The organism is Rhodobium orientis (genome assembly GCF_003258835.1).
Lineage (GTDB): Bacteria > Pseudomonadota > Alphaproteobacteria > Rhizobiales > Rhodobiaceae > Rhodobium > Rhodobium orientis.
Genome location: NZ_NPEV01000063.1, coordinates 1 through 26,161, shown reverse-complemented (window position 1 = coordinate 26,161; position 26,161 = coordinate 1). Strand labels below are relative to the sequence as shown.

23 protein-coding genes are annotated in these 26,161 nt (G+C 64.8%); 8 read left to right on the top strand and 15 right to left on the bottom strand.

The window, feature by feature from the left end; genetic code table 11:
• Window positions 1–217: 217 nt before the first annotated feature.
• The 4 genes from CH339_RS20830 to xseA all read right to left on the bottom strand — a co-directional run bounded on the left by CH339_RS20830 (window position 218) and on the right by xseA (window position 7,139).
• Window positions 218–2,950 carry a bifunctional acetate--CoA ligase family protein/GNAT family N-acetyltransferase gene (locus CH339_RS20830; RefSeq protein ID WP_111436301.1) on the bottom strand — a complete coding sequence of 911 codons (2,733 nt, stop codon included), beginning with the start codon at window positions 2,948–2,950 and terminating at the stop codon, window positions 218–220.
• Window positions 2,951–3,363: 413 nt separating this feature from the next.
• A complete protein-coding gene (locus CH339_RS20825) occupies window positions 3,364–4,191 on the bottom strand; it encodes a universal stress protein (RefSeq protein WP_111436300.1) in 828 nt (275 codons plus the stop codon).
• Between the two features lie 134 nt (window positions 4,192–4,325).
• The gene (locus CH339_RS20820; protein WP_111436299.1) at window positions 4,326–5,483 is read right to left on the bottom strand and encodes an acyl-CoA dehydrogenase family protein; all 1,158 of its coding nucleotides are present in this window, start codon (window positions 5,481–5,483) and stop codon (window positions 4,326–4,328) included.
• 60 nt (window positions 5,484–5,543) lie between these two features.
• Window positions 5,544–7,139 (bottom strand): exodeoxyribonuclease VII large subunit, encoded by a 1,596-nt coding sequence (gene xseA, locus CH339_RS20815; RefSeq protein WP_111436298.1) that lies wholly within the window; start codon window positions 7,137–7,139, stop codon window positions 5,544–5,546.
• Between the two features lie 103 nt (window positions 7,140–7,242).
• Here xseA and CH339_RS20810 point away from each other — a divergent pair, with 103 nt between their 5' ends.
• Window positions 7,243–7,992, top strand: a complete 750-nt coding sequence (locus CH339_RS20810; protein ID WP_111436306.1) for a 16S rRNA (uracil(1498)-N(3))-methyltransferase — start codon at window positions 7,243–7,245, stop codon at window positions 7,990–7,992.
• A 21-nt stretch (window positions 7,993–8,013) separates the two neighbouring features.
• On the opposite strand, the gene CH339_RS20805 is transcribed toward CH339_RS20810, so the two are convergent.
• The 5 genes from CH339_RS20805 to CH339_RS20785 all read right to left on the bottom strand — a co-directional run bounded on the left by CH339_RS20805 (window position 8,014) and on the right by CH339_RS20785 (window position 12,216).
• Window positions 8,014–8,301, bottom strand: a complete 288-nt coding sequence (locus CH339_RS20805) for a hypothetical protein (protein WP_111436297.1) — start codon at window positions 8,299–8,301, stop codon at window positions 8,014–8,016.
• A gap of 19 nt (window positions 8,302–8,320) precedes the next feature.
• Window positions 8,321–8,530 (bottom strand): hypothetical protein, encoded by a 210-nt coding sequence (locus CH339_RS20800; protein ID WP_111436296.1) that lies wholly within the window; start codon window positions 8,528–8,530, stop codon window positions 8,321–8,323.
• A gap of 42 nt (window positions 8,531–8,572) precedes the next feature.
• Entirely contained in the window at window positions 8,573–10,207 is a 1,635-nt protein-coding gene (locus tag CH339_RS20795) for a hypothetical protein (protein WP_111436295.1), read from the bottom strand.
• Window positions 10,208–10,291: 84 nt separating this feature from the next.
• Entirely contained in the window at window positions 10,292–10,597 is a 306-nt protein-coding gene (locus CH339_RS20790) for a fibronectin type III domain-containing protein (RefSeq protein WP_111436293.1), read from the bottom strand.
• A 5-nt stretch (window positions 10,598–10,602) separates the two neighbouring features.
• Window positions 10,603–12,216 carry a Hint domain-containing protein gene (locus tag CH339_RS20785; RefSeq protein ID WP_146610272.1) on the bottom strand — a complete coding sequence of 538 codons (1,614 nt, stop codon included), beginning with the start codon at window positions 12,214–12,216 and terminating at the stop codon, window positions 10,603–10,605.
• 898 nt (window positions 12,217–13,114) lie between these two features.
• On the opposite strand from CH339_RS20785, the gene CH339_RS20780 reads away from it, so the two are divergent.
• Both CH339_RS20780 and CH339_RS20775 read left to right on the top strand, forming a co-directional pair.
• Window positions 13,115–14,485, top strand: a complete 1,371-nt coding sequence (locus tag CH339_RS20780; RefSeq protein WP_111436291.1) for a glutamate--cysteine ligase — start codon at window positions 13,115–13,117, stop codon at window positions 14,483–14,485.
• 126 nt (window positions 14,486–14,611) lie between these two features.
• The gene (locus CH339_RS20775; RefSeq protein ID WP_170138607.1) at window positions 14,612–15,355 is read left to right on the top strand and encodes a DUF937 domain-containing protein; all 744 of its coding nucleotides are present in this window, start codon (window positions 14,612–14,614) and stop codon (window positions 15,353–15,355) included.
• 335 nt (window positions 15,356–15,690) lie between these two features.
• Here CH339_RS20775 and CH339_RS24825 read toward each other — a convergent pair whose 3' ends face one another.
• Entirely contained in the window at window positions 15,691–16,065 is a 375-nt protein-coding gene (locus CH339_RS24825; RefSeq protein WP_170138606.1) for a YjiS-like domain-containing protein, read from the bottom strand.
• A 106-nt stretch (window positions 16,066–16,171) separates the two neighbouring features.
• On the bottom strand, window positions 16,172–16,567 hold the full coding sequence (locus CH339_RS24820; RefSeq protein WP_170138605.1) for a YjiS-like domain-containing protein: 396 nt from the start codon (window positions 16,565–16,567) through the stop codon (window positions 16,172–16,174).
• A 178-nt stretch (window positions 16,568–16,745) separates the two neighbouring features.
• On the opposite strand from CH339_RS24820, the gene CH339_RS20765 reads away from it, so the two are divergent.
• Window positions 16,746–17,645 (top strand): LysR substrate-binding domain-containing protein, encoded by a 900-nt coding sequence (locus CH339_RS20765; RefSeq protein WP_111436304.1) that lies wholly within the window; start codon window positions 16,746–16,748, stop codon window positions 17,643–17,645.
• Window positions 17,646–17,670: 25 nt separating this feature from the next.
• Here the strand turns inward: CH339_RS20765 and CH339_RS20760 are convergent, their stop codons facing one another.
• Entirely contained in the window at window positions 17,671–18,306 is a 636-nt protein-coding gene (locus CH339_RS20760) for a thioredoxin family protein (RefSeq protein ID WP_111436288.1), read from the bottom strand.
• Window positions 18,307–18,460: 154 nt separating this feature from the next.
• Here CH339_RS20760 and CH339_RS20755 point away from each other — a divergent pair, with 154 nt between their 5' ends.
• A complete protein-coding gene (locus tag CH339_RS20755) occupies window positions 18,461–19,168 on the top strand; it encodes a type 1 glutamine amidotransferase (protein ID WP_111436303.1) in 708 nt (235 codons plus the stop codon).
• A gap of 106 nt (window positions 19,169–19,274) precedes the next feature.
• Entirely contained in the window at window positions 19,275–20,198 is a 924-nt protein-coding gene (locus CH339_RS20750) for a DMT family transporter (RefSeq protein WP_111436287.1), read from the top strand.
• A 4-nt stretch (window positions 20,199–20,202) separates the two neighbouring features.
• On the opposite strand, the gene CH339_RS20745 is transcribed toward CH339_RS20750, so the two are convergent.
• Entirely contained in the window at window positions 20,203–20,823 is a 621-nt protein-coding gene (locus CH339_RS20745) for a hypothetical protein (protein ID WP_111436302.1), read from the bottom strand.
• A gap of 152 nt (window positions 20,824–20,975) precedes the next feature.
• Here CH339_RS20745 and CH339_RS20740 point away from each other — a divergent pair, with 152 nt between their 5' ends.
• Window positions 20,976–22,217, top strand: coding sequence for a BtaA family protein (locus tag CH339_RS20740; RefSeq protein ID WP_111436286.1), 1,242 nt, complete (start codon window positions 20,976–20,978; stop codon window positions 22,215–22,217).
• Between the two features lie 6 nt (window positions 22,218–22,223).
• The gene (locus tag CH339_RS20735) at window positions 22,224–22,937 is read left to right on the top strand and encodes a class I SAM-dependent methyltransferase (protein ID WP_201240865.1); all 714 of its coding nucleotides are present in this window, start codon (window positions 22,224–22,226) and stop codon (window positions 22,935–22,937) included.
• A 144-nt stretch (window positions 22,938–23,081) separates the two neighbouring features.
• Here the strand turns inward: CH339_RS20735 and CH339_RS20730 are convergent, their stop codons facing one another.
• Both CH339_RS20730 and CH339_RS20725 read right to left on the bottom strand, forming a co-directional pair.
• Window positions 23,082–24,773, bottom strand: coding sequence for a hypothetical protein (locus CH339_RS20730; RefSeq protein WP_111436284.1), 1,692 nt, complete (start codon window positions 24,771–24,773; stop codon window positions 23,082–23,084).
• Window positions 24,770–25,882, bottom strand: coding sequence for a dsDNA nuclease domain-containing protein (locus CH339_RS20725; RefSeq protein WP_111436282.1), 1,113 nt, complete (start codon window positions 25,880–25,882; stop codon window positions 24,770–24,772). The genes CH339_RS20730 and CH339_RS20725 overlap by 4 nt, the downstream gene beginning before the upstream one ends.
• Between the last annotated feature and the right edge of the window lie 279 nt (window positions 25,883–26,161).

Sequence of the window (26,161 nt, the reverse complement as noted above, 5' to 3'; positions counted from 1 at the left end):
CAGGAGACGGTCGCCACGGCATACCGTTTCGAGGTGGGCAATGGGTCCCGGCTCTCCGCTTCGCTCCGGCCGGGATGACGACGGAGTGTGACGCGGCACTCCCCGAAGCCGTCAGGCTTCGCAAGCCCGAACGGGCGCCGGCCGCAAGGCCGCCCCCGCGGAGGCACGCGCGGAGCGCGTCTGCCGTGAGCGAAAAACAGACCAGTGAGCGAAAAAACTACCCCACCTTCTCCAACTGCGGCACCGGCGACGCATCCTCGTCGGGCGTCACTTCCAGCGTCACCTTGGCAATCGAGCGGTCGTCCTCGGAGGTGCGGACGGAAAAGCCGAGCGCCTCGCAGATCGCCAGCATTCCGCCGTTCTCGTGCAGCACCTCGCCGTTGATGACCTTGATGCCGTCGGCGCGGGCGTATTCGATGATCTGCTTCATCAGCACCCAGCCGAGGCCGAGGCCCTTCAGCGGCGAGCGGATCAGGACCGCGTATTCGCCGGTGTCGTGGTCGGCGTCGGCGTGCAGGCGGACGACGCCGAGGAGCTGGCCGGTATTGCCGTCAAGCGCGATGAAGGCCATCGCCCGCGCATAGTCGATCTGGGTCAGCCGGGCGAGGAAGGCGTGGGTGAACTCCTTGATCGGCGCGAAGAACCTCAGCCGCATGTCCTCGTCGGAGACCTCGGCGAAGAAGTCGTCGTAGAGCACTTCGTCCTCCGGGCGGATCGGGCGGAGGAACACCGGACGGCCGTCCTTCAGCGTGATGTTGCGTTCCCATTCCTGCGGATAGGGCCGGATGGTCAGCCGCGGATGGCCGAGCTTGTGGCGGCTGCGGTCGACCGGGCCGATGGCGACGCGTGCATCGAGCACGACGATGCGGCCGGATTCGATGACGATGGGGTCGAGGTCGAGGTCGCGGATCTCCGGGAAATCGATGGCGATCTGCGACAGCCGCACCAGCAGGTGGGCGATGGCCTCCGGATCGATCGCCGCGCTGTGCCGCGAGCCGGCGAGCACATGCGAGATGTCGGCCCGCTGCAAGAGGAGGCGCGCGAGGTTGAGGTCGAGCGGCGGCAGGTCGACCGCAAGGTCGATGACGCCCTCCGAGACGACGCCGCCGAGCACGATCAGCGGCCCGAACACGGGATCGTCGGTGATGCCGCCGACCAGCTCGTGGGCGTGGCGGGCATCCAGCATCGGCTGGACGACGACGCCGTCGATGCGCTTGTCGGGATGCTCGGTCGCCATCCGCTCCAGCATCTTTTCGGTCGCATCGGCAACGGCGGCCGGCGAGGGCAGGTCGAGCCAGACCCCGTCGACGTCGGAATGGAACGGGATGTCCGGCGAGGCGATCTTGATGGCGAAGCGGCGCGTGCCGGTGGCGAGCCGGTGGGCCGCGATTTCGGCCTCCGCGCCGTCGGTGACGACGATCGATTCCATCACCGGGATGCCATAGGCCGACAACAGGATGCGCACCGAGGTCGGATCGAGCCAGTTGCGCCCGGCGATGAGGCAGCGCTCGATGACCGTGCGCGCCCGGACGGCTGCCGGCGTGAAGCCGGCCGGCAGGCTCGGCGGCGTGCGCATCAGGAGTTTCTGGCCCTCGGCGTAGCGCACCAGGTGCATGAACCCGCGCACGGCCTCCGACGGCGTGCGGTAGCAGGGCACGCCGGCCTCTTCCAGGAGCTGGCGGAGCGCCGGATCCTCGTCGGCGAGCACCACCGTCACCGGCTTCTTCTTCATGCTGGCGCGGCGGGTCTTCTTGGCCGTCTCGGCAATGGCGGTGACGGTCTCGGCGGTGGAGATGAAGGCGTTCGGCGCGATGACGACGAGGACGCCGTCGGTCTGCTTGTCGGCCATCAGCGCGGCGATGGTGTGCGAGAAATGCTCCGGCGGGGCGTCGTTGTCGAGCACGAACGGGTTGGCATTGGCGGCCGCCGGACGCAGGAACTGGGTCAGCTTCTCGCGGCTTTCCGCGCTCGGCTTGGCCATCTGGCCGCCGCGCGCCTGCAAGCGGTCGGAGGCGACATTGGCCAGCGAATGGCCGTTGCCGACGATGGCGAGGCGCCGGCCGAAGCCGGGCTTGAAGCGGCTGACGGTCTCCGCCGCGTCGAACATCTCGTCGAGGTCGCGAACGCGCAACAGGCCGGCGCGCTGGAACGCCGCGTCATAGGCGGCATCGGGGGTGGCGAGCCTTGCGCTTTCGGTGAGGAATTCCTCGCGCCGGTGGCCATAGGCGCCCGAGCGCAGCACGATCACCGGCTTGGAGCGGGCCGGGGCGCGCGCCGCCGACATGAAGAGGCCGGGGTTGGAGATCGATTCCAGATGCAACAGGATCGCCCGCGTACGGTAGTCGTTGGCGAACCAGTCGAGCATGTCGCCGACGGAGATGTCGGTCTTCTGGCCGAGCGAGACGACGCCGGAAAAGCCCACATGGTGGGCGGCGCCCCAGGCCAGCATGGCGTTGACGACGGCGCCGGAGCGCGAGACCAGCGCCAGGTCGCCGGGCGCGGCGCTGTGGGCGGAGAGCGAGACGTCGAGCTTGGCATGGGGCGAGATGACGCCGAGGCTGCCCGGTCCGACGACGCGGATGCCGCAGGCGCTCGCCGTCTTCACCATTTTCGACCGGGTGTCGTGGTCCCAGGCATCGAAGCCCGTCGCCATCAGGATGACGGCCTTGGTGCCCTTGTCGGCAAGGGCCTCCAGGTCGCGCGCCGGCGTTTCGGACCCGGCAAGCAGCACGGCAAGCTCCGGCGCGGCGGCAAGGCCGTCGATGGTGTCGGATCGCAAGAAGCCGTCCGGGATCTCGCCGTCGACGGCGCAGGCGATCTTGTCGCCGGGAAAGCCGGAGGCGGCGATCCTGTCGAAAAGGATGGACTTGGCCTTGTCGCCGAAGCGATTGGGTCCGATGACGCCGAGGCTGGCCGGTCGCATCAGGACGTCAAGATTTCGAACGGTCATGGTGTCACCCGTAAACGTTGTGCGTTACGTGCAACCCTGAACGTTTCGCCCTGCTGGAGTGTCTGTTCTGTCCGGTCTCCGGACTGTTTTTTGGGCACCGAATCACCGATTGCTCGTGACTTCGGAACCGATTCTGCCAGAAAAACGCGCCGCGCTCGACGTGTCCAGCAAAAGGCTTTTCGGCTTCAATCATGACAAAATCACGATTGTTGAAGGACTATTTCGGACCTTTCGGCCCGATGGCAAGCCAATAGACCGTGATCGGTCAAGTATAACCCGTCTACAATTTGCCTAGAAGCTTGCCTGGAAACGGTTTTTCGTCGCAGGCAACAGTCGCCACGAAAACGCCCGGGCGCGAGGCACCCGGGCGCGGAATCTGCCGAAAGGGTTAACGGTGCCGGGCCGGCGAGGCGTCAATGCGCCATCATCACCGGCACGGTCATCGACTTCAGGATCGAGCGGGTGGCGCCGCCGATGATGAACTCGCGCATCCGGCTGTGGCCGTAGCCGCCCATGACGACGAGGTCGATGGCGTTGTCGGCGACATAGTTGAGCAGCGTGTCGCCGACGCCGGTCGGCGCCATCGGGATGCGGTCGATCTCCACCTTGAGGCCGTGCCGGGCGAGATAGAGCGCGATGTCGGCGCCGGCCTCGCCCTCCGCGCGGGCGCCGTTTTCGACGCACACCACGGTGACCTTCTTGGCCAGTTCCAGCATCGGCAGCGCGGCGTGGACGGCGCGGCTCGCCGTGCGGCTGCCGTCCCAGGCGACCATCGCCTTGCGGTCGGCAAAGGTCGGCGAGGAGACATAGGGCACCAGCAGGAGCGGCACGCCGGAATCGAACAGGGCCGCCTCGATCAGCGCCTCGCGCAGCGGCTCGGGATGGTCGGCGTCCTCCTGTCCGATGACGATCAGGTCGGAGAGCCGGGTGCGGGCGAGAAGACCGCCCCAGGCGCCGTCGCCGATGGTCACGAGGCCGGTCTCGCCGTTGATGTCGCTGCGCTTGATGGTCTCTTCGAAGCCTGCCGCGGACTTTTCCGCGCGCTCGCGGGCCTGGCGGATGGAGGCTTCCAGGAAGTCGCCTGGGATCGGCGCGGTGACGTAGCCGGGCACCACAGGCTCGACGATGGGCGACAGCCCGGTGACGTGGGCGCCGACGAAGCGTGCGACTTCCACGGCCATCTTCGGAGCCGGTCCGTCCCGGTTGAGGTCGAGAACGGTGACGATGTCCTTGATTGCCATTTTTCCCTCCTCGCCAATGATTGGCGACAATTATGGACCAAAACGCGGCGCCTTGCCTTGACCCGTCTCAAAACCGGCGCGCGCCATACATGCTTTAAGGCGTTGCGGGCGATCGGTAAATCGCCGGAGTGCGGTTACCGGAAGGGTTTCAGGGTTTCCCGTGCGATGATCAGCCGCTGGATCTCGCTGGTTCCCTCGTAGATGGTGGTGATGCGGGCGTCGCGGGCGAAGCGCTCGAGCGGATAGTCCTTCATGTAACCCGCTCCGCCGTGCAATTGCAAAGCCGTATAAGTGGCGCGCTGGGCGGCCTCGGTGGCATAGAGCTTGGCCATGGAGGCTTCTTTCGCGAACGGCCGGCCGGTTTCCTTCAGCCAGGCCGCCTGCAGGGTGAGGAGCCGCGCCGCTTCCAGCTCCGTCTCCCGGTCGGCGATCATCCACTGCACCCCTTGCATGTCGGCGATCGCCCGGCCGAACTGCTCGCGCTCCGCCACATAGGCCTTGGCAAGGTCCATGGCCGCTTCCGCGATGCCGAGGGAAAGGGACGCAACGCCGATGCGCCCGCCGGTGAGTTCGGTAACGGCAATCCGGAACCCGTCATTGACCGTGCCCATGACCGCATCGGCCGGGATGCGGCAGTCCTGGAAGGTGACCTCGTTGGTGGCCGAGCCGGTCTGGCCCATCTTCTTTTCCGCCGAGCCGATGGTCATGCCCGGCGCGCCGGCCTCAACGAGGAAGCAGGTGATGCGCTTGCCGCGCGGCGCCTCCGGGTCGGTCACCGCCCAGACGACGAAGACGCCTGCATAGTCTGCCGAGGAGATGTAGAGTTTCGCTCCGTTCAGCACCCATTCGTTGCCGTCCATGACCGCGCGGGTTGTCATGGAAGACGGATCGGAGCCGGCGCCGGCCTCGGTCAGGCAGAAGGCGCCGGCCGGGTAGCTGCCGTCGCACAGCTTCGGCAGGTGGCGGGCCTTCTGGTCCTCAGAGCCGACCGCCTGGATGACCTCGCCGACCATGTTGGTGACGGAGACGGTCACGCCCGTCGCCGCGCAGGCCCGCCCGAATTCGCGAACCGACAGGGCGAAGGCGACGGTGCCGGCGGCGCTGCCGCCATGCGCCTCGGCAACGTTGAGGCCCATGAAGCCGTTCTCGGCAAGGAGCTTCAGATTGGCGAGGAACGGTTCGCGGCCGTCACCACGGTCGAGCGTCTCGGCGAGCGGCGCCAGCCGGTCGGAGGCGAGCCGCGCGGCGGTCTCGCGGATCAGCCGCTGCTCCTCGGTCAGGTCCAGATCCATCGCCCGCTCTCCTCCATCAGGCAATTTTCTTGTTACTGGAGCCGCCGGCGTGTTCCCGCCTTAAAAGAGCTGCCCCTGGTCCGGCTTTTTCGTTTTTTCAGGCGTCGGCTTCGTCGGTTTCTTTTTCGGCGTCGGTTTGCCTTCGCCGGCGACCGCGGCCACATGGCCGTCGGCAAGTTCGATGTCGAGCATGTCTCCGCCGGAAATCGCCGCCGCCTTGGAGACGGGCACGTTGTCGGCGTCGCGAAGGACCGCAAAGCCGCGCGCCAGCACCCGCTTGTAGGACAGCGATTCCATCAGCTTGGCAGTGGCGGCAAAGCGCGCCCGGCCGCGTTCCAGCCGCAGCAGCAGGGCGGCGCCAAACTGGCGCTCGGTATTGGTCAGCGCCTTGCGGGCATCCGCCGCCCGCGCTGCGACAAGCCCCGGCCGCAGCCGCCCGGCGCGGGCATCGAAGCGCGCCCGGTGCCGGTTGAGGGCAAGGGTCAGGGCGTGGCCCCGGCGCTCGGCCGCCCGGTCGAGGTCGCGCCGCCGCGTCTCCAGCGCCCGCTGGACGAGGCCGAAGGAGAGGCGGGAGGAGACCCGCGCATAGCGGGTGGCATGGGCGTGGGTGTTGGCGCCGAGCGCCCGGCCGAGACGGCCCGCGGCCACGTCGAAGCGCTGGCGCGGCACGGCAACGAGGTCTTCCGGCTTCGGCAGCACCCGGGCAAGGGCCCTCAACTCGCGACGGCGGCCGTCGAGATAGCGGATGAGGCCGGCGAAATGGCGCCTTGAAAGGTCGTCGATGGCGGCAAGGAGTTCGGAGCGCACCGGCACGGCCATTTCGGCCGCGCCCGTCGGCGTCGGCGCGCGCAGGTCCGCGACGTGGTCGATCAGCGTCGTATCGGTCTCGTGGCCGACGGCGGAAATCAGCGGGATTTCGGATTCGGAAGCGGCCCTGACGACGACCTCCTCGTTGAACCCCCAGAGGTCCTCAAGGCTGCCGCCGCCGCGCGCGACGATGAGGATGTCGGGACGCGGCACCTTGCCGCCGGGGGCAAGGGCGTTGAAGCCGCGGATCGCGGCGGCGACCTCCGCGGCGGACGTCTCGCCCTGGACCCGCACCGGCCAGACGACGACGCGGACCGGAAAGCGGTCGTCGAGCCGGTGCAGGATATCGCGGATGACGGCGCCGGTCGGCGAGGTAACGACGCCGATCACCTTGGGCAGGTACGGCAGCCGCTTCTTGCGCTCCGCATCGAACAGGCCCTCGGCGGCGAGCTTCTTGCGGCGTTCTTCCAGGAGCGCCATCAGCGCGCCGACGCCGGCCGGCTCCAGCCGGTCGATGACGATCTGGTATTTCGAGGAACCCGGATAGGTCGTCAGCTTGCCGGACGCGATCACCTCCAGCCCTTCTTCCGGCAGGAAGCCGAGCTTGGAAAAGGCGCCGCGCCAGATCACCGCCTCGATCCGGGCCTTTTCGTCCTTCAGGGCGAAATAGGCGTGGCCGGAGGAATGGCGGCCGCGAAAGCCGGAGATTTCGCCGCGCACGCGCACATAGCCGAAGGCGTCCTCCACGGTCCTTTTGACCGCAAAGGAAATCTGCGACACGGTGAACTCGCCGACATTCGATGGAGAATCGGTCAAGCTGCTGCCTCCTTCCGGTGCCAAGGGAGACATGGGCCTTGCCGGCGGTCAAGCGCCGCGGGCGCCCACCCGCCTCAGCCGGCTTGCCCTTCGGGCAGCTTCGGCCGCAACCCGCGAAATCGGCGAAAGAGGGGCCATGCCGCGTTACGAATTCACCATGCAGCGTCTTTATCTGAGGACGTCGATCAATTCCGGCGCCCGCATCGAACTCGACAAATCCCACGCCAACTACCTGGTCAACGTCCTGAGGATGGGGCCGGGCGATGCCGTCCTCGTCTTCAACGGCCATGACGGCGAGTGGAAGGCCGAGATCGCCGAGGCGACCCGGCGCCACGTGACGCTGGCGATCGTCGAACAGACCCGCCCGCAGACGCCGCTGCCGGACCTGCATTACCTGTTCGCGCCGCTGAAGCACGCGCGCCTCGACTACATGGTGCAAAAGGCGGTGGAGATGGGGGCAGGGGTGCTGCAGCCGGTGCTGACCCAGCACACCCAGGCGAGCCGGGTCAATCTGGAGCGCATGGAGGCCAATGTGGTGGAGGCGGCCGAGCAGTGCGGCATCCTCGCGGTGCCCGAGGTGCGCGAGCCGGCGGCGCTCGCCAGCCTCATCGAGCGCTATCCGACCTACGAGCCCGGCCGGCGGCTGATCTTCTGCGACGAGGCAAGCGACGGCCTCAACCCGATCCCGGCGCTGGCCGATCTCGGCCAGGGTCCGCTCGCCGTGCTGATCGGGCCGGAGGGCGGCTTTTCCCGTGACGAGCGGCTGGTGCTGAAGGCCCAGCGCTTCGTCACGCCGATCCCGCTCGGCCCCCGGATCCTGAGGGCCGATACCGCGGCCGTTGCCGCCCTTGCCGTCGTCCAGGCCGTCGTCGGCGACTGGAGCTGAGCCGGCCGAACGCTTCTCGCGTCAGTCGGAGGTCCCGGGCTTTTGCGGGCCAGGCGTTTTGCCGGCCGGGTCGGCCTGGCCGTCGCCGGTCTCCTTGCGCGGCTGGCGCGCCCGCTCCTTCATCTCATCGAAATCCGCCTCCGGGACGGGGATGCCGATCGGCACCTCCCTGTCCCCGGTGTCTCCGGCTTCTCCGGCCGGCGGTTTCGGTGTCTTGTCCTTTTCGGTCCGTGCCGACATCTGCAACCCCGCGAAAACCGCCGCAACGGCGATGATGACGACGATCGCACCGATGATTGCCGTTTTCATGGCAGCCCCACGGCCGTCCTCACGTCGCGTCGGGTTTCTTGGCGAGCGTGCCGAAGAGGACCGAGACGACGAGGTCGAGCACGAACCAGGTGGCCAGGAACGCGAGCGATTCCAGAAGGAAGCTGTGGAACTTGTAGAACATCTCGGCAATCGCCAGGCTGGCGATCAGCACCGGGGCCTGGTTGAAAAGGGCCTGGCGCAGGGTCAGCGACTTGAACAGCGTGAACATGGACGTTTTCTCCGTTGATTGGCGCAATGTCTTCTTGAAAGCCTAGATCCGGAGCGAGGCGGCCCAGGTGCTCCACTGGTTGTTGGTCGCGGCGAATTCGCCATAGACCCAGACCTTGTACTTGTCCTGGCCGTCGCGCACGGCGGTGAAGTAGTCGCCCCAGCGCTGCCGCGAGGCGGCAACGGTATAGGGCCCTTCGCCGGCGCGGATCTGGATGCTCGGCGACATCTCGCCCGAGGTGTACTCCTTGCGCCGGCCGGTCTCGCGCATCGACGCGTATTCGTCGGCGGCCGAGCGCGCCATCACCATGTAGGCGCTGCGCCGCTGGTCGACGTCGAGGGCCGGGAAGAAATAGTAGATGCCCGAGGCGCCGAACCGGTTCTGCTGGACGACCGTCGCCGTCGGCATGTCGATCTCGTACCACTGGGCACAGGACCGCGCCTCGGAGTCTCCGGTCCACGACACCTGGCTGCAATGGGTCGTCCAGATGCGCTGGGTGCTGTCGGCGTTCTGGTAGATCGCCGACAGCAGCCGCGTGTCGTTGGTCGCCATCCGCGTCGTCGAGCCCTTCTGTTCGGCCTGCGGCGGCAGCGAATAGGCAAGGCAGGAGACGTTCTGGGCGCTGAGCGTCGGTGTGCCTTGCGACCAGCCGGCGATCGGGTCGTCGAGCTGCCATTGCACCAGATGGCTGGAATTCGCCCAGACCGCGCTCATCAGATAGGCCGGCAGGTTGGTGCCGGCGGTCCGGTAGTGGATGCACGGGTTGATGGAAAAGGCGACGCGGCTGTCCGGGTCCTTGATGTTCCAGATGTCCCAATAGGTGATCTGGTGGTTCTTGCCGGTGCCGCCGGCGGCCAGTTCGCTCATGTTGAAGATGCGCAGCTTGGAATACTGGTAGGCGCCGTTGAACTCGAACATGTTGAGGGTGACGTAGAGCGCCTGCTCGTCATAGCCGGCGATCGGATAGTCGCCCCAGTTGTTGGTGGCCGTGTCGTTGTTGAGCGTCGTGTCGGAGGCCCAGACCGTATAGGGGCCGGAGGCGTCCTCGCCCTCGGAGATGCCGACCAGCAGCCAGGCGCCGTTCGGGCCGCTGCGGGTTGCCGCGGCCATGACGATGAAGCGGTTGTTGAACGTATCGTAAAGCAGCCGCGGATCGAACACCTTGGCGTTCCCCGGCACCACCGCCTTGAAGAAGTTCTTCAGGCTCGGCCATTTCGACTGGAACCGCCCGAGCTTGTCGTAGATGGCAAGGTCGCTGTTGACGGACAGCAGCACCTGGCTCTTGCCGACGGCGATCGTCGGGTCCGGCGGATACCAGCCGGTCGCGGTGATGCCCTCGAAGGTGGAGAGAATCCCCGGGGCGGCATCCGTCACCGCTTCGGAAAGGTCCTCGGAGAATTCGCGCGCCGCGCCGATCCGCGCCTCCTCCTCGGGCGGCACGGCCCGCTCGCCGGCGGTGCCCGCATCCTGCTTCGTCTCGTCGGAGGGCCTGCGCGCCTCCTCGGTCATCCGGTCGAATTCTTCCAGGCTGACCGGATAGCGCGTGGTCTTCAGCGGCGGAAACTGCGAGGGATCCTCGCGCGGCTCCAGCGCTTCCAGAAGGGTGATGTCGCTCTGCGACGAGGTCTCGCCATTGAGCCAGACGGTATATCCGCCCTGGTCGTAACTGACCGCCATGTCTTCTCTCCTTGGAAAAAGACGGAAGTGTCGGGAGCGCGACGGCGCCGGCCGCCGCGCAGGTGCTGTTCGGTGCCGCCGCCGTCAGGTCGTCGGTTCGACGTTGAAGGCGGCGCTCTTTTCGGCAAGTCCGGCCGGGCCGATGACGTAGGTGACGCCGATGCGGGCGAAGCTGAGGTCGTCCTTGTCGAGCGGCACGTCCAGCGTGTAGGTCATGTCGCCCGACGGCACGGGATAGTTGGTCAGGTTGCCCTGATTGTCCCGGACGGAGACGTAGTAGCCCTTGACCGGGAACTCCGGGTCGGCGGGGGCAGACCATTCCAGCGTCAACGTCACCCTGGTCAGCGTCGGCGGCTTCGGCGCCGCGTCCATTTCTGTTTTCTCCGCCACGGCGCCTACTCCTTGCTGCCGTGCTGGCGGATGTAGTTGAAGTAGTCCTGGTGCCACTTCGCCGGCAAGCGCTCCAGAACCGAGCGCGGGTCCCTGCGGGACAGCCGCTCGTAATGGTTCTGCAGCTTGACGTCGCCGACCTGGATGCCGTTGGCGAAGAACGTCGTGCCGTCGGAGCCGAGATCGGTGCCGTCCGCGGAAACCGAGGCGACGTCGAGGCTCCACACGTTGCCGGCATACATTTCCTGCTCCAGGCCGGTGACGTGGAGGTGTTCGCCCTTCTTGCCGAACAGCACATCGCCCTCGGCAAGCTGGCGCGCCAGCTTGATGCCGCCGGCGGTCACCAGCGGGTGGCCCTGGGTGACGAGCACGGTCGGTCCGCCATCGGTGGCGACGCGGATCATCGGGACCGGCTCGGTGCCGATGGTGTTGGCAATCACCTCCACGAGGTCGCCGCGGGCGTTGGCCTGCACCAGGTCGCCGATGCGCACCTCCTCGATCGGCACGGTGGTGTCCTCCAGGTCGCGCCGCACGATCACCTCGGTGCCGGCCGCAAGGCAGCCCCAGCGGAACTGGATCGGCAGGATCTTTGCCGTGTTGAGGTCGGCGACCGCATCGCTGGCGTTGGTGACATAGGCGAACACCGGCTTGGCGGTGTTGCCGGTGCCGACCGTCACCTGCACCGTCAGCGTGTAGACGAGCTGGTCGGCCTGGTTGAAGCAGGCTGCGCCGAAGCTCGCCGGGTCGATGTTCCAACTCAGCGTCTTCTTGTCGGTGGAGACGGTGGCGAGTTCCAGAAGGTTCTGGGACGCCGCCATCAGGCAGCCGCCGCCGCTCTGCTGCTTGGTAATGACCACCGAGCTGAACGAGTTGTTGTTGTCGAACGGGGTCTGGATGTCATCGAAATAGGTGATCGAGCCGGCAACCGGGAAGATCACGTTCTGCTGGCCGCCGCTCGGCTCGGTGATGTCGCAGTCGTCGCCGGAGCGGTTGAGGCAGACCCGGATCTGGCCGGCGACATTGCCGCCGTGCTTGGCCGGGTTGGTGGTGGTGATCGACTGCGGGATGGTGTCGCTCTGGCTGACCAGGTAGCCGTGCTGGGCCGCGCCGCCATAGGGCTGGTAGTGGTAGGTGCCGACCGTATAGACCGTGCGCTTGTCCTGCGGCTGGGTCGGCGTGTCGAAGGTGCCGGTCGTGCTGACCTGGGTGTTTTCGCCCTGGGCATGCTCGGTGTTCTGGGCCAGCGGGCCGATCGGGTCGTAGGCCTCGTTGTGGAGTTGCACGGTCAGCCGGGTCAGTTCGCTGCCGCCCGGTGTCGACGACAACAGGCTGGCGTTGAAATCCTCCACCGTGTCGCTGGCGGTGCCGAAGCCGGACACCTGGTTGATCGCGACCTCGCCGGTGCCGTCGGCGGCGCCTCCGAGCGCCTCTTCGTCGCTGAGGCCGCCCTTGGCCATATGGCGCTCGCGGGCCGCTTCCAGCTCGCGGTGGAATTGCGGCGCGGCCTCCGGCGTCGCGCCGGTCAGGATGGCGCGGCGCCGGAAGAACCGGTACTGGACCGGATCGTTGAAGTCGAGAAGACCGGTCGATTTGCCCCGCTTCTTGGCGAGTTCGACCATGTACCGGACATCGTCGATGTCCTGCGCGGTGAGTTGTTCCTGGGCACGCGGAATTTCAGAGAAAACGAAGACGAAAAATGCTGAGCACAAAGACAGGCGTGCGAAATTATTGAGAAACGTCGCCATGAACACATCTCCCTGGAAGGTGCATTGAATACACCGGTGTATTTGTTTTCAGTTTATTGACTAAATACTATCACAACCAAAAACTGCAAGAAACAAAAATTACATCTATTAGAATTTATGAAGATACGGCCTGGCGCGCGATGGTTGCCCGGCTACCGAAATCCGGCGGGAGGCGGCCACGGCGGGGCGTTCTTCCTGCGGATAGTCGCCGGCCGTCGCACCGGGGCCCTGCAACCTAGGGAACACATTGCAGCGTATCGGTTTTTGGGTGGAGTGTACCGGGCGCACCCCGCCAGCATCGGGTGCGGGACCGACAGTTACGTGCCATGCCGACCGTCAACGCATTGTCCTTCTTGAGCCGCGTCGCCTGCGCCTGCGTTTTGACCGTGGCGGTCGCTTTCCTCCCCGCACCGGCATCGGCCGGACCCGACCCGGGGGCCCTCGCCGACCTCGTCGCACGGAATGCCGGCCGTCCGATGACCCCGTGGGTTGCGGTGAAATCGGACTGCTGCAAGACCTGTCGCAAGGGCAAAGCGTGTGGCGATAGCTGCATCGCGCGCGAAAAGACCTGCCACAAGGGTCAAGGCTGCGCCTGCAACGCGCGATGACGGTAACCTGACGAAAACATCGTCCACCGCCGGGTGCTTCCAACGGCGGGGGAAACGCATTAGATTGGCGGCATTCCCCCGGCGGCCCGGCGTGGCGCTGCCGAATTGTCCCGATGGCGGGCTTGAAGCCCTGCCGTTTCCTTGGAAAGTTTGCTGGAGGCCAGATGGCGCGCGATACGCTCGACGACACGCCGATCGAGTCGGTCGATCAATTGGCGGCTTGGATGGACGGCGGCTGCAAGCCGAAGTCCGATTTCCGCATCGGCACCGAGCACGAGAAATTCGCCTTTTACCGGGACGAACATACGCCGGTCGGTTATGAGGGGCCGCGCGGCATCCGCCAGCTCCTGGAGGGCATGGAGGCGCTGCTCGGCTGGGACCGCATCATGGACGGCCCGGCGATCATCGGCCTTGCCGATCCGACCGGCGGCGGCGCCATCAGCCTGGAGCCCGGCGGCCAGTTCGAGCTCTCCGGCGCGCCGCTCGACAGCATCCATCAGACCTGCAAGGAAACCCACTCCCATCTCGCCCAGCTCCGCGAGATCGCCGACCCGCTCGGCATCGGCTTCCTCGGCCTCGGCGCCTCGCCGAAATGGCGGCTGAAGGACACGCCGCGCATGCCGAAGTCGCGCTACGACATCATGACCAACTATATGCCGAAGGTCGGCAGCCTCGGCCTCGACATGATGTACCGGACCTCGACCATCCAGGTGAATCTCGACTTCGCCGACGAGGCCGACATGGTCCGCAAGATGCAGGTCGGCATCGCCCTGCAGCCGATCGCCACCGCCATCTTCGCCAACTCGCCCTTCCTTGAGGGCAAGCCGAACGGGTTCCTCTCCTATCGCGCGGAGGTCTGGCGCCACACCGACCCGGATCGCACCGGCATGATCCCCTTCGTCTTTCAGCCCGGCTTCGGCTTCGAGACCTATGTGGAATGGGCCGTCGACGTGCCGATGTATTTCGTCAAGCGCGGCGACACCTATCACGACGTCACCGGTTGGACCTTCCGCGACTTCATGAACGGCAAGCTCGACCTGTTGCCGGGCGAGCGGCCGAATGTCGGCGACTGGAACAACCATCTCTCGACGCTGTTCCCGGAGGTCCGGCTGAAGCGCTACATCGAGATGCGCGGCGCCGACGGCGGCCCGTGGCGCAAGATCTGCGCCCTGCCGGCGTTCTGGGTCGGGCTCCTTTATGACGACGAGTCCCTTTCGGCCGCCGCCGATCTCGTCGCCGACTGGACCGGGGAAGAACGCCAGACCCTGCGCGACCGGGTCCCCAAAGAGGCCTTCGACACGCCGTTCCGCGGCGGCACGGTGCACGACATCGCCCGCACCGTCGTCGATCTGTCGCGCAAGGGCCTTGCCCGCCGCGGCCGGCTCAACCAGGCCGGCTTCGACGAGACCTCGTTCCTGGCCACCATCGAGGAGTGCCTCGCCACCGGCGAGACCCCGGCCCAGAAGATGCTGCGCAAATACCATGTGGAATGGGGCGGCAGCATCGAGCCGGTGTTCGACGAATTCGCCTACTGAGCGCAGCCTTCGAAAGCCCCTCCAAAACCGCAGGTTTGACGCACAACCGGCGGATGCCCCATCATGTGGAATCGCGCAAACGCCCGCTGGCGGCCGCGCGTTCCCGGAGGGGAGGCCGGGCCGGGCATGAGCTATTCGCTGATCAATCTGTTTTATGACGCCCAGAACGGCGATGCGATGGAGAACATCGCGCGCCAGTACGGGCTCTCCATGGACAATGCCGAGCGGGTCGTGGAGGCCATGCTGCCGGCGTTTTCTCTCGGCCTGAAGCGCAATACGGCGAACCCGCTTGCGCTTGCCGGCTTCCTGCAGGCCCTGCGCACCGGCCGCCACCAGCGCTACTACCTCGATCCGATGGCCGCCTTCACGCCGACCCGGCGCCACGAGGAGGACGTCATCCTCGGCCACCTGCTCGGCTCCAAGGAGATCAGCCGCGCTGTTTCCGACCAGGTCGAGCAGGCAACGGGCATTGCCACCAATGTCGTGCGCGAGATGCTGCCGGCGGTCGCGGCCATCCTCATGGGTGGGCTCGCCCACGAGGCGCCGAAGCAGGCGATGGCCATGCCGCTGGAGGATTTCCTGGAAGGCTTTGCCCGCGGCCGGCCGGAGCCGCCGCCGCCCGAGCCGGAATTCAACGTCCTCGATGCCCTCGGCGACTTCCTGGAAGGCTTCGGCCGCGGCCGCGAGGCGCCTTCCGAGGAGGAGGTGGCGGCCGAAGACGTCGACGAGACCCCGCCGGCGACCGGCGAGGAGATGTTCGGCAGCCTGTTCGATGCCGGCCTCGACATCCAGCGCGCCCACATGCGGGCGATCCGCGCCATCTTCGCCACCGCCGATGAAGCGGAGGACGAAGAGGAGGAGGAAGAGTGAGGCGGCAGGCGGCGGCCGGCCCGAAAAAAACCCGCCATCCGGGCGGACGGCGGGCAAGGCTGCGAGTGACGAAGCAACAGGGCGCAAGGCGGGAAAATGGTTCCCGCTTCAAGCCCCGTGCAGCGGTTGCATCAGGGAGAGGGGTCTTCCTGAGGCATCCGACGCCCATCCGCGGACCGGGCGCATGACCGGATCGTCGAGAGCCCTGCGCGCGTGCCGATGGACGTCGGCTGCTTCCGAAAGAAGGGGAGCGGCAGACGGTGGCCCGTCGCTCCCGGTGTTGGGCTGCAGGATCCGTTGTGACGGACCCCGCCGATCGTTTGCCGGCCGCCTTGTCAGCAGGCCGTGGTCTCAGGCCGCTGGCTGTCGGTCTCCACAGTGCGCCTTGCGGCCGCCTCGAGGCGCCGCATTTCGGCCATCCGCTCGCGGGCCTGGGCCCGTTCGCCGGCCCGGCGCTCCACGGCCAGGATGCGCAGCCGGGTGGACGAGTCCACCGAACCGGGCATGGACGCGGCGAGCCGGACATCCATCGGCGTCAGGCCGATGTCCTTCAGCGAATGGGCGTTCCAGTCGAGCAACTGGCGCACCTCGCGCCGGTTGCGGTGGATCCGCCAGCGGCGCACGGCATAGGCGCCGAGGGCGGTAAGGGCGCTCGCCGATGTATCGGCGAGCCGGGAGAGAAAACTGCTGCTGCGCAACTCGGTGGTCATGGTGGTCTCCTTCATGGCTGGCAGCGAAGGGGCGGGAACGCGTGGTCCCAGTTCTGTGCGGGCAGCAAGCGATGCGAAACCCGTTTCTTGCGGTTGCCGATCGGCGTCAGGAACAGCAGGGTTCCTGCGCCGGGCCCCAGGACGTAAGGGTCCCGCCCTGGCGATCGCGGCGTTCGGCGATGCGACGTGCCAGTTCCCGGCAGGTGGCCAGCCGCCTGGCAGCCTCCTCCTGAAAGGTCGCGTGGCGCTCGGACTTGAGCGAGGCGAGCCAGGTCGCGGCATCCGTCTTGCCCGACAGGTCGAGAGCCATCCGTACGTCCATCCGCGTCAGGCCGATGTCTTCCAGCGCGCGGTTGCTCCAGGTCAGCATCTGGCGCAGTTCGCGGTGGTTGTGGCGGTTCTGGCGGCGGCGTTCCACATAGGCCGAAAGGGTCTTGAGGGCGGCCGCCAGGGTGATGGCGGGACGGGTCAGGAAACCGGTGCTCTGCAACTCCTTGCTCATGGTGTGCTCCTCAGCGCCGGCGACGGATGGTGAAAGGGAGGGCGTTGCCCCGAAAGGTATTGTCGGGCGCCAAATCATTCCGTGCCGGGAATGACCCCAATATGATTTGCCTTGACTGATCGGTCCAACGAATGTTTTTTATGTATTCAATCGTTTTCGGTGATGAATGGAGCCCGATATGGCCCAACTCCTTGATCTAGATCAACTTCGCACCTTCCTGGCGATCGCCGACAGCGGCAGTTTCACCCAGGCGGCGAGCAACATTCACCGCACCCAGTCGGCTGTCTCCATGCAGATGCGGCGGCTGGAGGAAAAGATCGGCAAGCCGATCTTCACGCGCGACGGCCGCAACGTCCGCCTGTCGGAGGACGGCGACAAGCTGATCCCGTTCGCCCGCCGCATGCTGCGCCTCAACGACGAGACGCTGGCCGCCTTCAACGACGACGAACTGAGCGGCCGGGTCTGCATCGGCACGCCGGACGACTACGCGGAACGCTTCCTGCCGGAGATTCTCGCCCGCTTCGCCCGCTCCAACCCGCGGGTAGAGGTCTGTGTCGTCTGCGACGAATCCGATGAGCTCGCCAAGCGCGTGCGCGCCGGCGAACTGGACATGGCGATCGTCACCCATTGCGAGGACACGATCGATTCGGAGGTGTTCCGCCGCGAGCCGCTGTTCTGGATCGCCGCCAAGCACCACGACACGGAAGCCGCCGACCCGCTGCCGCTGGCGCTCGGCGCGCCGAGCTGCGCCTGGCGCAAGACGGCGATGGCCACGCTCGAAAGCATCGACCGGCCCTACCGCCTGGTCTATTCCAGTCGCAATACGACGGCACTGATGTCGACGGTCCAGGCCGGCCTTGCCGTCTCGGTGATCGCGGAATCGGCGCTGAGGCCCGGCGTCAAGATCCTCGGCCCGGCCGAGGGCTTTCCGCCGCTGCCGATGTGCGAGATCGGCCTCCTCCGGAACTGGCATTCCAGCAACGCCACCATCGAGGCGCTGGCCGGCCATGTGGTCTCGGCCCTCGGCAACATGCCGGTGCCGGACGCCGACGAGGCACTCGGCGTCGCCGCCGAATAGGACGGGCCAGCAAAAGAGAGGCCGGCTATTCCCAGACTTCGGGCGTCTTGCCGGCTTCCTTCAGTTCGTCGAATTTTGCCTGGATGAATTTCTGGAAGTGCTGCTCCTTCCAGTCGCCTTCGGCCACATACTGGAACATGGACAGGAAGTGGAACGGCTTGAAATAGCCGGGCATCCGCGCCGTCTCCAGCTCGCGCCCGTCCTCGCCGGAGGCAAGGTCGACCTCGTTGGAGAAGAACGAGATCGTCGGCGTGTAGGTGACCCGCCATTTGCGCGCCAGCGCCCGCTCCTCCATCGCCTCTCCGTCGAAGTCGGTGACTTCGCGCGCGCCCCACAGGTCGAGCTGGACGACGTAATAGTGCTCCTTGAGGTAGTCGACGATGGACGGCCGGGTGAGGTTCACCCGGTGCATCTCCCGGCAATAGGGGCAGCCGCGCTGCTCGAAGATGACGGCAAGGTGCTTGCCCTCCGCCTTCGCCTCGGCGAGGTCGTCAGCGAGGTCCAGGAACGATTCGTGAAACCAGGACTGGGTGTGCAGCCCGTTGTCGCCGACCTTCGGCTCCGGCAGGTTCTCGGCGATGCCGCGCGCCGTGAGGCCGAAAAAAACGACCGAGGCGACGGCCACCCCGGCGATGAATGCTCTCAGGCGTATCTCGCCCATTGACTTCCCTCCCGATCTGTCTGACGCAGGTTGCAGCCACTATATCCCAAGCCGGCGCGGGATACTCCCACCGCGCCAATAAAATATGCGAGAGGCCGAATGTGTGGGCGCGGGCGCGCCCGGCGCCGGCCATGGGCATGCCGAAAGGAGCGACATGCGGGTTCTGGTTCTGGAGAATTTTCCGGGCGCAACGCTCGGTCTGATCGCAGACGTCTTCGCCGAAGAAGGGATCGAGACCGAGATCGTGCGCATCCACGAGGGTGCAGCGGTCCCAGGCGACGACGCGCCCTTTGACGGCCTCGTCCTCCTCGGCGGCGCCCAGAGCGCCATCGACGATGAAAACCATCCCGACCTGCCGCTGTCGGCCGCGCTCGCCCGCCGCTTCGGCGAGGCGGAAAAGGCCGTGCTCGGCATCTGCCTCGGCGCCCAGCTCGTCGCCCGCGGCCATGGCGGCGTCAACCATGTGGGCCGGCCGGTGGAGTTCGGCTGGCGCGACGTGACGGCGACCGTGGAGGGCAAGGCCGACCCGCTGATCGCCGCCCTCGGCGCTGCCGCGCCGCTGTTCCACTGGCACACCGACACCTTCGACCTGCCCTCCGGCGCCGTCCATCTGGCAAGGAGTTCCATGACCCGGAACCAGGCGTTCCGCATCGGCCGCGCCGTCTACGGCATCCAGTTCCATTTCGAGGCGACGGTGGAGATGGTCGAGGCCTGGACGACGGAATTCGCCGATCTCGTCGCCGATTTCGCGCCCGACTGGCCGAAGCGATTTGCCGTGGAGCGCGAAACGCTGGCCCCGGTCGCAGACCGCGTCGGTCGCGCCATGGCCCGCGCCTGGGTCGGCCGGCTCAGGGGGAAATAACCCTCCGCAAGAAACGGGTCGCCGCCGCGGGTCCTTCCGCGTATCGTCCGCTGAATTCGAAATCGGGGGACGGCGCAAGGCTCCGCTTGCGCCTGCAAAAATCACCATGACCGTTGCCGCACCGAAAATGGGCCTTGCCGAATGGGTGCTGCTCGGTCTTCTGTCGCTCGTCTGGGGCGGCTCGTTCTTCTTTGCCAAGATCGCCGTTGCCGAGGTGCCGCCGCTGACCCTGGTCGCCTGCCGGGTCGGCCTGGCCGCCGCCGCGCTGATGATCGTGCTGCGCGCCCTTGGCAACGCCATGCCGAGCGATGCAAGGTCATGGCGCAATTTCGCGGTGATGGGGCTCCTCAACAACGCCGTGCCGTTCACGCTGCTGTTCTGGGCCCAGATCACCATCGCCAGCGGCCTTGCCGCAATCCTCAACGCAACGACCCCGCTCTTCACCGCGCTGTTCGCGCAAGCCCTCACCGCCGACGAGCGGCTGACCGCCGGCAAGGGCGTCGGCATCCTTCTCGGCATTGCCGGCGTCGCCGTCATGATCGGCGTCGATGTCCTGGAGAATGCCGACGGCGCGGTGCTCGCCCAGCTCGCCTGCCTCGGCGCGGCGTGTTCCTACGGGCTTGCCAGCATCTGGGGCCGGCGCTTTGCCGGCACGCCGCCGATGGTCACCGCCTGCGGCCAGCTCACGGCCTCGTCCATTCTGATGATCCCGATCGCCTTCGTCCTCGACCGGCCCTGGCAGTTGGCCGCGCCAAGCGCCGGGGCGGTCGCCGCGCTGATAGCCCTGGCGCTCGTCTCCTCGGCCTTCGCCTATATCCTCTATTTCCGCATCCTGAAGGCGGCCGGCGCGACCAATGTCTCGCTGGTGACGCTGCTGGTTCCGGTGAGCGCGATCCTGCTCGGCGCCGTCTTCCTCGGCGAGCGGCTGTCGGGCGAGGAAATCGCCGGCATGGCCCTCATCGCCCTCGGCCTGATGGCCATCGACGGCCGGTTTTTTGCCTGGGCGCGGGGCAGGAAGGTCGTGCCGTGAGGACTCAGGCGCCGGCGCTTTCGTGCCAGCGCGGGCAATAACCGGCGGCAAGCACGCCGAGGATGGCCGGCGGCGTCAGCACGCAAACGCTGATCTCCACCGGCCGCGCCACCGCCGGCCCATACCCCTCGAAACGCCACGGCAGCAACCGCGCTCCCCGGACCGCATGGGGCGCACCGTCAACGACCACCATCGCCCCGTCCGGCAGTTCATCAATGCATGCATCGTGCAATTGCTTGTCCCGCCCCGCGAGCCGCTCCCCATGCAGCACCCGGTCCATTTCGCCCGCCTTCGGCGGCTTGTCGAGGCCCATCGACCGCGCCCATGATTCGGCAAACGCCCGCGCATCGGCCCGCCGGCACTCGAAACAGGGCCGGTGCCCGGCAGCCAGGGCCGTCACCTCGTCGAGAAAAAACAGCTCCGTATAGCCCCGCCCCATGACCGGCCGCCGGCGGCCGCGGAACTCCGTCTCGCAGGTGATCCAGGCGTTCGAGGCCCAGCGCCGCGCCGTTAGCGTTTTGGTAGCCGGATCATGCAGTTGGCCGCCGCGATTGCCCAGCATCGTGCCGCGTGCGGGATGCGCGACGAGGACGCCGTCGGGCCTCACCCGGTTCTGCAGCGCCATCGCCCGTCCTCCCTCCTGCCGCGCCGCTCCGGCTGCGCGGGACATTGCGCCGGCACAACCTGCGGCATGTGAAGCCAAACTGTCACATTCATGGCTTATCAGCTCTCATCTTTTTCAAACCGAACGCCAGCCGAGGAAAGGCCGATCCGGTGATGAGCCAGAGCGCCCCCCATTCGCCGACGAAAACCACGAAGACCCTCCTGAAGAAGGCCGTGCACCGCCCCAAGGCGGGCCTCGTCAACGGCTTCCTGGAGCGGGCCTTCACCTTCGCCTTCAAGGGTCTCGTCTACCCGCAGATCTGGGAGGACCCGGATGTCGACATGCAGGCCCTTCAGCTTCGGCCCGGGTCTCGCATGGTGGCGATCGCCTCCGGCGGCTGCAACATCCTGTCGTACCTCACGGCCGACCCCAAGGACATCACCGCCGTCGACCTCAACCGCGCCCATATCGCGCTGACGCGGCTGAAGCTGGCCGGCGCCCGGCACCTGCCGTCCTACGACGCCTTTTATCGCTTCTTCGGCGAGGCCGACGAAAAGACCAACGTCGCCGCCTACAAGCGCTTCCTGCGCGACCGCATCGACGCCGACACCCGCAAATACTGGGAGGGCCGCGACCTCACCGGCCGCAAGCGCATCACGCTGTTCTCCCGCGACCTCTATCACCACGGGCTTCTCGGCTATTTCGTCGGCGCCGCCCATTTCGTCGCCCGGCTCTACGGCGTCGACCCAAAGGACATGGTCCACTGCAAGACCATCGACGAGCAGCGCACCTATTTCGACACGGTGATCGCGCCGATTTTCGACAAGCGGCTGGTGCGCTGGGCGACCTCCAAGAAGATGTCGCTCTACGGCCTCGGCATCCCGCCGGCGCAATACGAGGCGCTGGCCGGCGGCGGCGACATGTCGACGGTGCTGCGCGCGCGGCTGGAAAAGCTCGCCTGCGACCACCCCATGGGCGAGAACTATTTCGCCTGGCAGGCCTTTTCGCGCGGCTATGCCGGCGGCCAGTCCGGCCCGCTGCCGCCCTATCTGCGCCACGAGCACTTCGAAAAAATCCGCGACACCGCCGACCGCGTGAACGTCGTCAACCGCTCCTTCACCGACCACCTGGAAGGCGAGGTGGACGATACTCTCGATGCCTATGTGCTGCTCGACGCCCAGGACTGGATGACCGACGCCCAACTGAACGATCTGTGGGGCCAGATCACCCGCACGGCCAGGCCCGGCGCCCGCGTCATCTTCCGTACCGCCGCCGAGCCGAGCCTGCTGCCCGGCCGCGTTGCCGACGACATCCTCGAGCGTTGGACCTATGAGGAAGAGCGCTCGCTGGACCTCGGCCACCGGGACCGCTCGTCGATCTATGGCGGCTTCCACATCTACCGGTTCAACGGCTGAGGCGTCATGGGGTCGATTAATCCGGAGACGGCGGCCCGCTATTCGGGCCCCGCTCCTTCGCATGACGGCGGGTCCACCGGCGCGCTGATGGACGGTATCTATCGCCACCAGCGCCACATCTACGACGCGACCCGCAAATTCTACCTGCTCGGCCGCGACCACCTGATTGTGCGGCTCGACCCGCCGCAAGGCGGCTCGGTGCTGGAGATCGGCTGCGGCACCGGCCGCAACATGCTCGCCGCCGGCCGCCGCTACCCCTATGCCCGCTTCTGCGGCATCGACATTTCCGAGGCGATGCTGAAGACGGCCGCCACCAACATCGCCCGCGCCGGCGAAGTCGGCCGCATCCGCATCGCCGCCGCCGACGCCGCCGACTTCGACACAAACACCCTCTTCGGCGTCCCCGCCTTCGACCGCGTTGTCTTCTCCTACACCCTCTCCATGATCCCCCCCTGGCGCGAAGCGCTTGCGGTCGGCCTCGCCCACCTGAAACCCGGCGGCCGCGCCCACATCGTCGACTTCGGCCAGCAAGAGCGGTTGCCGGCGGCGTTCCGAGGGCTGCTGTTCGCCTGGCTGAAGGGGTTTCACGTCACCCCGCGTGCGGATTTGCGCGAGGCGCTGGAAGAGGCGGCGGGGGAGGAGGCTGAGGTTTCGTTTGCGCCGCTCTATCGGGGGTATGCGTGGTACGGGGAAGTGAGTAGCCAATCGGGCGAGAGATGATCGCCTAAATCCAATCTTCCCAACGGAACGAAGATGCTCGATTTTTGCGCCGACTCGTTGAGGAATTCCTACACAATATTCTGCTGAAAAGTATTTTTAATAGATAGGCGTCAACTCGGCCATTTGTTGAGGTTGACTGTGGCATCATCTAAGTAATCTATTCACAAGAGGGTCCATTTTTGATTTTACAAATTCGAACCTTTCTTCTTGGAGTAGCTTATGCTTGACCCTCGCTTCTATTATATGTCCGTCGAAATCGACACCATGCAGCTTCACGCAACCGAGTACTAACTGGCAATTTCCCGGCGTATTATTCACAATAAAATTTAGGATGCGCGGAATATTCTCGTCGTCCTGATCTTGTTGAAGCGGAGAGTCGATTACGAGGGGGCACAACGGCGAGCTCGAATGCTTAAGCATTGTATGAAAAAATGCGAATCGATATGCCAATATGGCGCGGGGCAATTCGCTGCCGGTCGTCTTAATCGTTCCTTTGATATCACTGTAGTCCTTTTCCCGAAGTGTTTGGACGTCGAGATCATGGAGAAATTTCGTCATAAAACTCTTATATGTCGTTGATATTTCTTTTAGTCGCTTGTTATCTCTTGTTGCTTTTTTGCGTATCTCTGCGTTCGAAGACGAAATCATACTTTCGCTTATTTTTGCATCGAGAGCCGCAAACTCTTCAGAAAATGACGTGTCCAACATGCGCTCGCTTTCTCCGCGAAGTATATCGCGAAGTCGCAGTTTTCCCCGTTCTTCCGAAAGCACGCTGTGTAACCTCCCAGCTTCCTTTCCTATGTCGTTTAAGCGGTTTTGTGCTTTATCAATTTTGTCGTTCAACTCGTCTATTTTGCCTTGACCGAAGGCGATGATCTCACGACAGCTATCAGCGTCTGCCGCAATGGAAAAACGGTTCACAAAGTCGTTGCTGTGGGGCGTCCCGCAGGTTGGACAGATGACCTCGTCGGGCTGGGTGCTGGCGTATTCGTAGTCCGCGTCTAGTTCATCTAGGGCTATCTTGGATAAACGAATCTGCTCCACGTAAAGAACACGTTCATCAACGAGACAGGAAATATCCGATTTTATCTGATCTTGCTTCGCCTGAAGAACTTGCAACTCATTGATCAAAATTTCGACTCGATCGCCATATGCTTCAGGCTGGAGGTCTATGGCGAGATGCTGGCGCTTCTGGTCGAAACGCGCCTTGGCCTTGTTCAGCACATCGCGCTCTGTTTTCAATTCGCTGATCAACCGGTCGGTGGCCTGCTGTTCGCCGAGAGCCTCGTAGTAGGCATTCGGACGTTGGCCAGAGTGATACTCTGCGCATTTACGACGAGTGTTCGAAACAGCGTTGAGATTGGCGAATCCGGTCCACGTAGCCGTCCAGCTTTTGTCTTGATCCGCGTAGAACGGGAGAAAACAATACGCCGGCGGCGGCGTCACCATTTCGGGGCCTCGCCCCACGGTCGTCTTTAGGCCGAACCCCAACATCTCACCGAGAATCGGTCCCAGTTCTCTGGTGACCTTAGATGTGGATAAAATGAGCGATCCATTTCCATCGAAGATACCGTAATGGCCCAATTTTCGGACCATTGAGTATGGTTTGTCGTCAATCTCGAAATCGACACAAATTTCGACGTTTGCGCTCCTCCAATTGGGATGTGTTATCTCCGGATCTGCTCCGAAGGCTTGATACAGGGACTTAATTAGACAGGATTTACCCATCTTGTTCTGGCCGAGGATCGCTGTCTTCGGGTTGCTCAGGTCTTCCTGCCTGGCTGTCTGCTCTTTCCGGCTTAACAACCAGACGTTTTTGAAGCGCAAGTTTTTCATTTCTTCTTGTCCTGCGGTTGCGCATCAGCAGTTTGTATTTTTGGTTCGGTGTCATCGGCAAGGGCCTCGTAGAGCGTCATCGCCTTTAGCTTATCGTCGGTCAGATTCGGTATGATGGTGCGGGCCTGCTCGGCTACGGCATTCACACAAAATGTTAGAATTTCGCTCCATGAAGTCAGTTGTTGGCAGCACTCCAATGCAGCACGGATCAGGTCACGAACCTTGAGGACTGCCTGGTTCCCGGTATCCATGACTTCGGCGGTGTAGCGGTTCCACTCCTTGAACACGTTCGTAAACTCGAACGGCGGGAGATCGGTGAGTTGACCCGCGATGTCCTCCCACTTCGGCGGCGACCTTTTGTGCCTGACTGCATCCAACCATACGTTAACGTCGTGCCGGGTCACTGCCTTGGCTTTGATCAGCGCGGCGAGAGACTCATTTGGAGTATCCGCCTCAGACCGCCGCGTGAATTCGTTAGAGAAAAGACGGAAAAGGCCTCTTGGCGCGAACTGCGCGTCGTGCCCGATTTCTTCGGCGACAAACTCGACGATCTTGCCAAGGGTATGCGCGTCTGGGTCCCCCAAGCTAAGGTCTGACAAAATGAACCTGAACAGATTACAGATATCATCGGTGACTTCCGGGCATTCCGCCTTGAGTTGTGTTTTGAACTGCTCGAAATAAGGGGAGCGTTTACAAGCACTGAAAGGTTGGTCCGAAACGTTTGGGTCGAGAAAATTGCACGGAATATTGGAGACAAAATTCAACGATGCTGTGTAATCCCGGAAGCGAAGGTAGTTGTCAAAGAGCTTGCCCATATATGAGGCCGGGCTGCGTTGTTTCGAATCGAGTTTGAACAACGGGCTGAGAGTCCAGTGACCGTTGTTTTTTGTCTTCACTTGGTAGAATGCGAGGGAGGTCGGGTCTGTCGAACTGTCTAACAGAACTACGTCATCATGGAATTCGACAGCAACAGCGTAGTCGGCGTCGGTTCGGTGTTGCTTTAGTACAAGGCTAAGCGCCCATTTCGCTTGATATGCAAACCGCTTCTGTGCGATTTGCCCGCCTTTCTCTCGTTGAGGTGTCGTAAGGAGATCGTTTGCAAGGGGCATGGGTTGTCTGCAGAAGGTTATCTTGGCAAGAACTCTTGGAGCAATGTACGGCGCTCAGCGACGAACTGGTCAAGCGTTTCTTTGGATAGGCATCTCAAGCCCATTCTGAAGCAGTATTTTTGATCAGTTCAAACACGGATTTTGGCTAAGAAGATAGAACCCGAACGGATGGTTGTCGATGTCCGTGTTGCCGACCATAGGTGGGATGGTGGTCTACATCCAATGCTCCCCTAAAAATGGGCGCGCCATGTGCCTAGAGTCGACTCATCCACCCCCCCC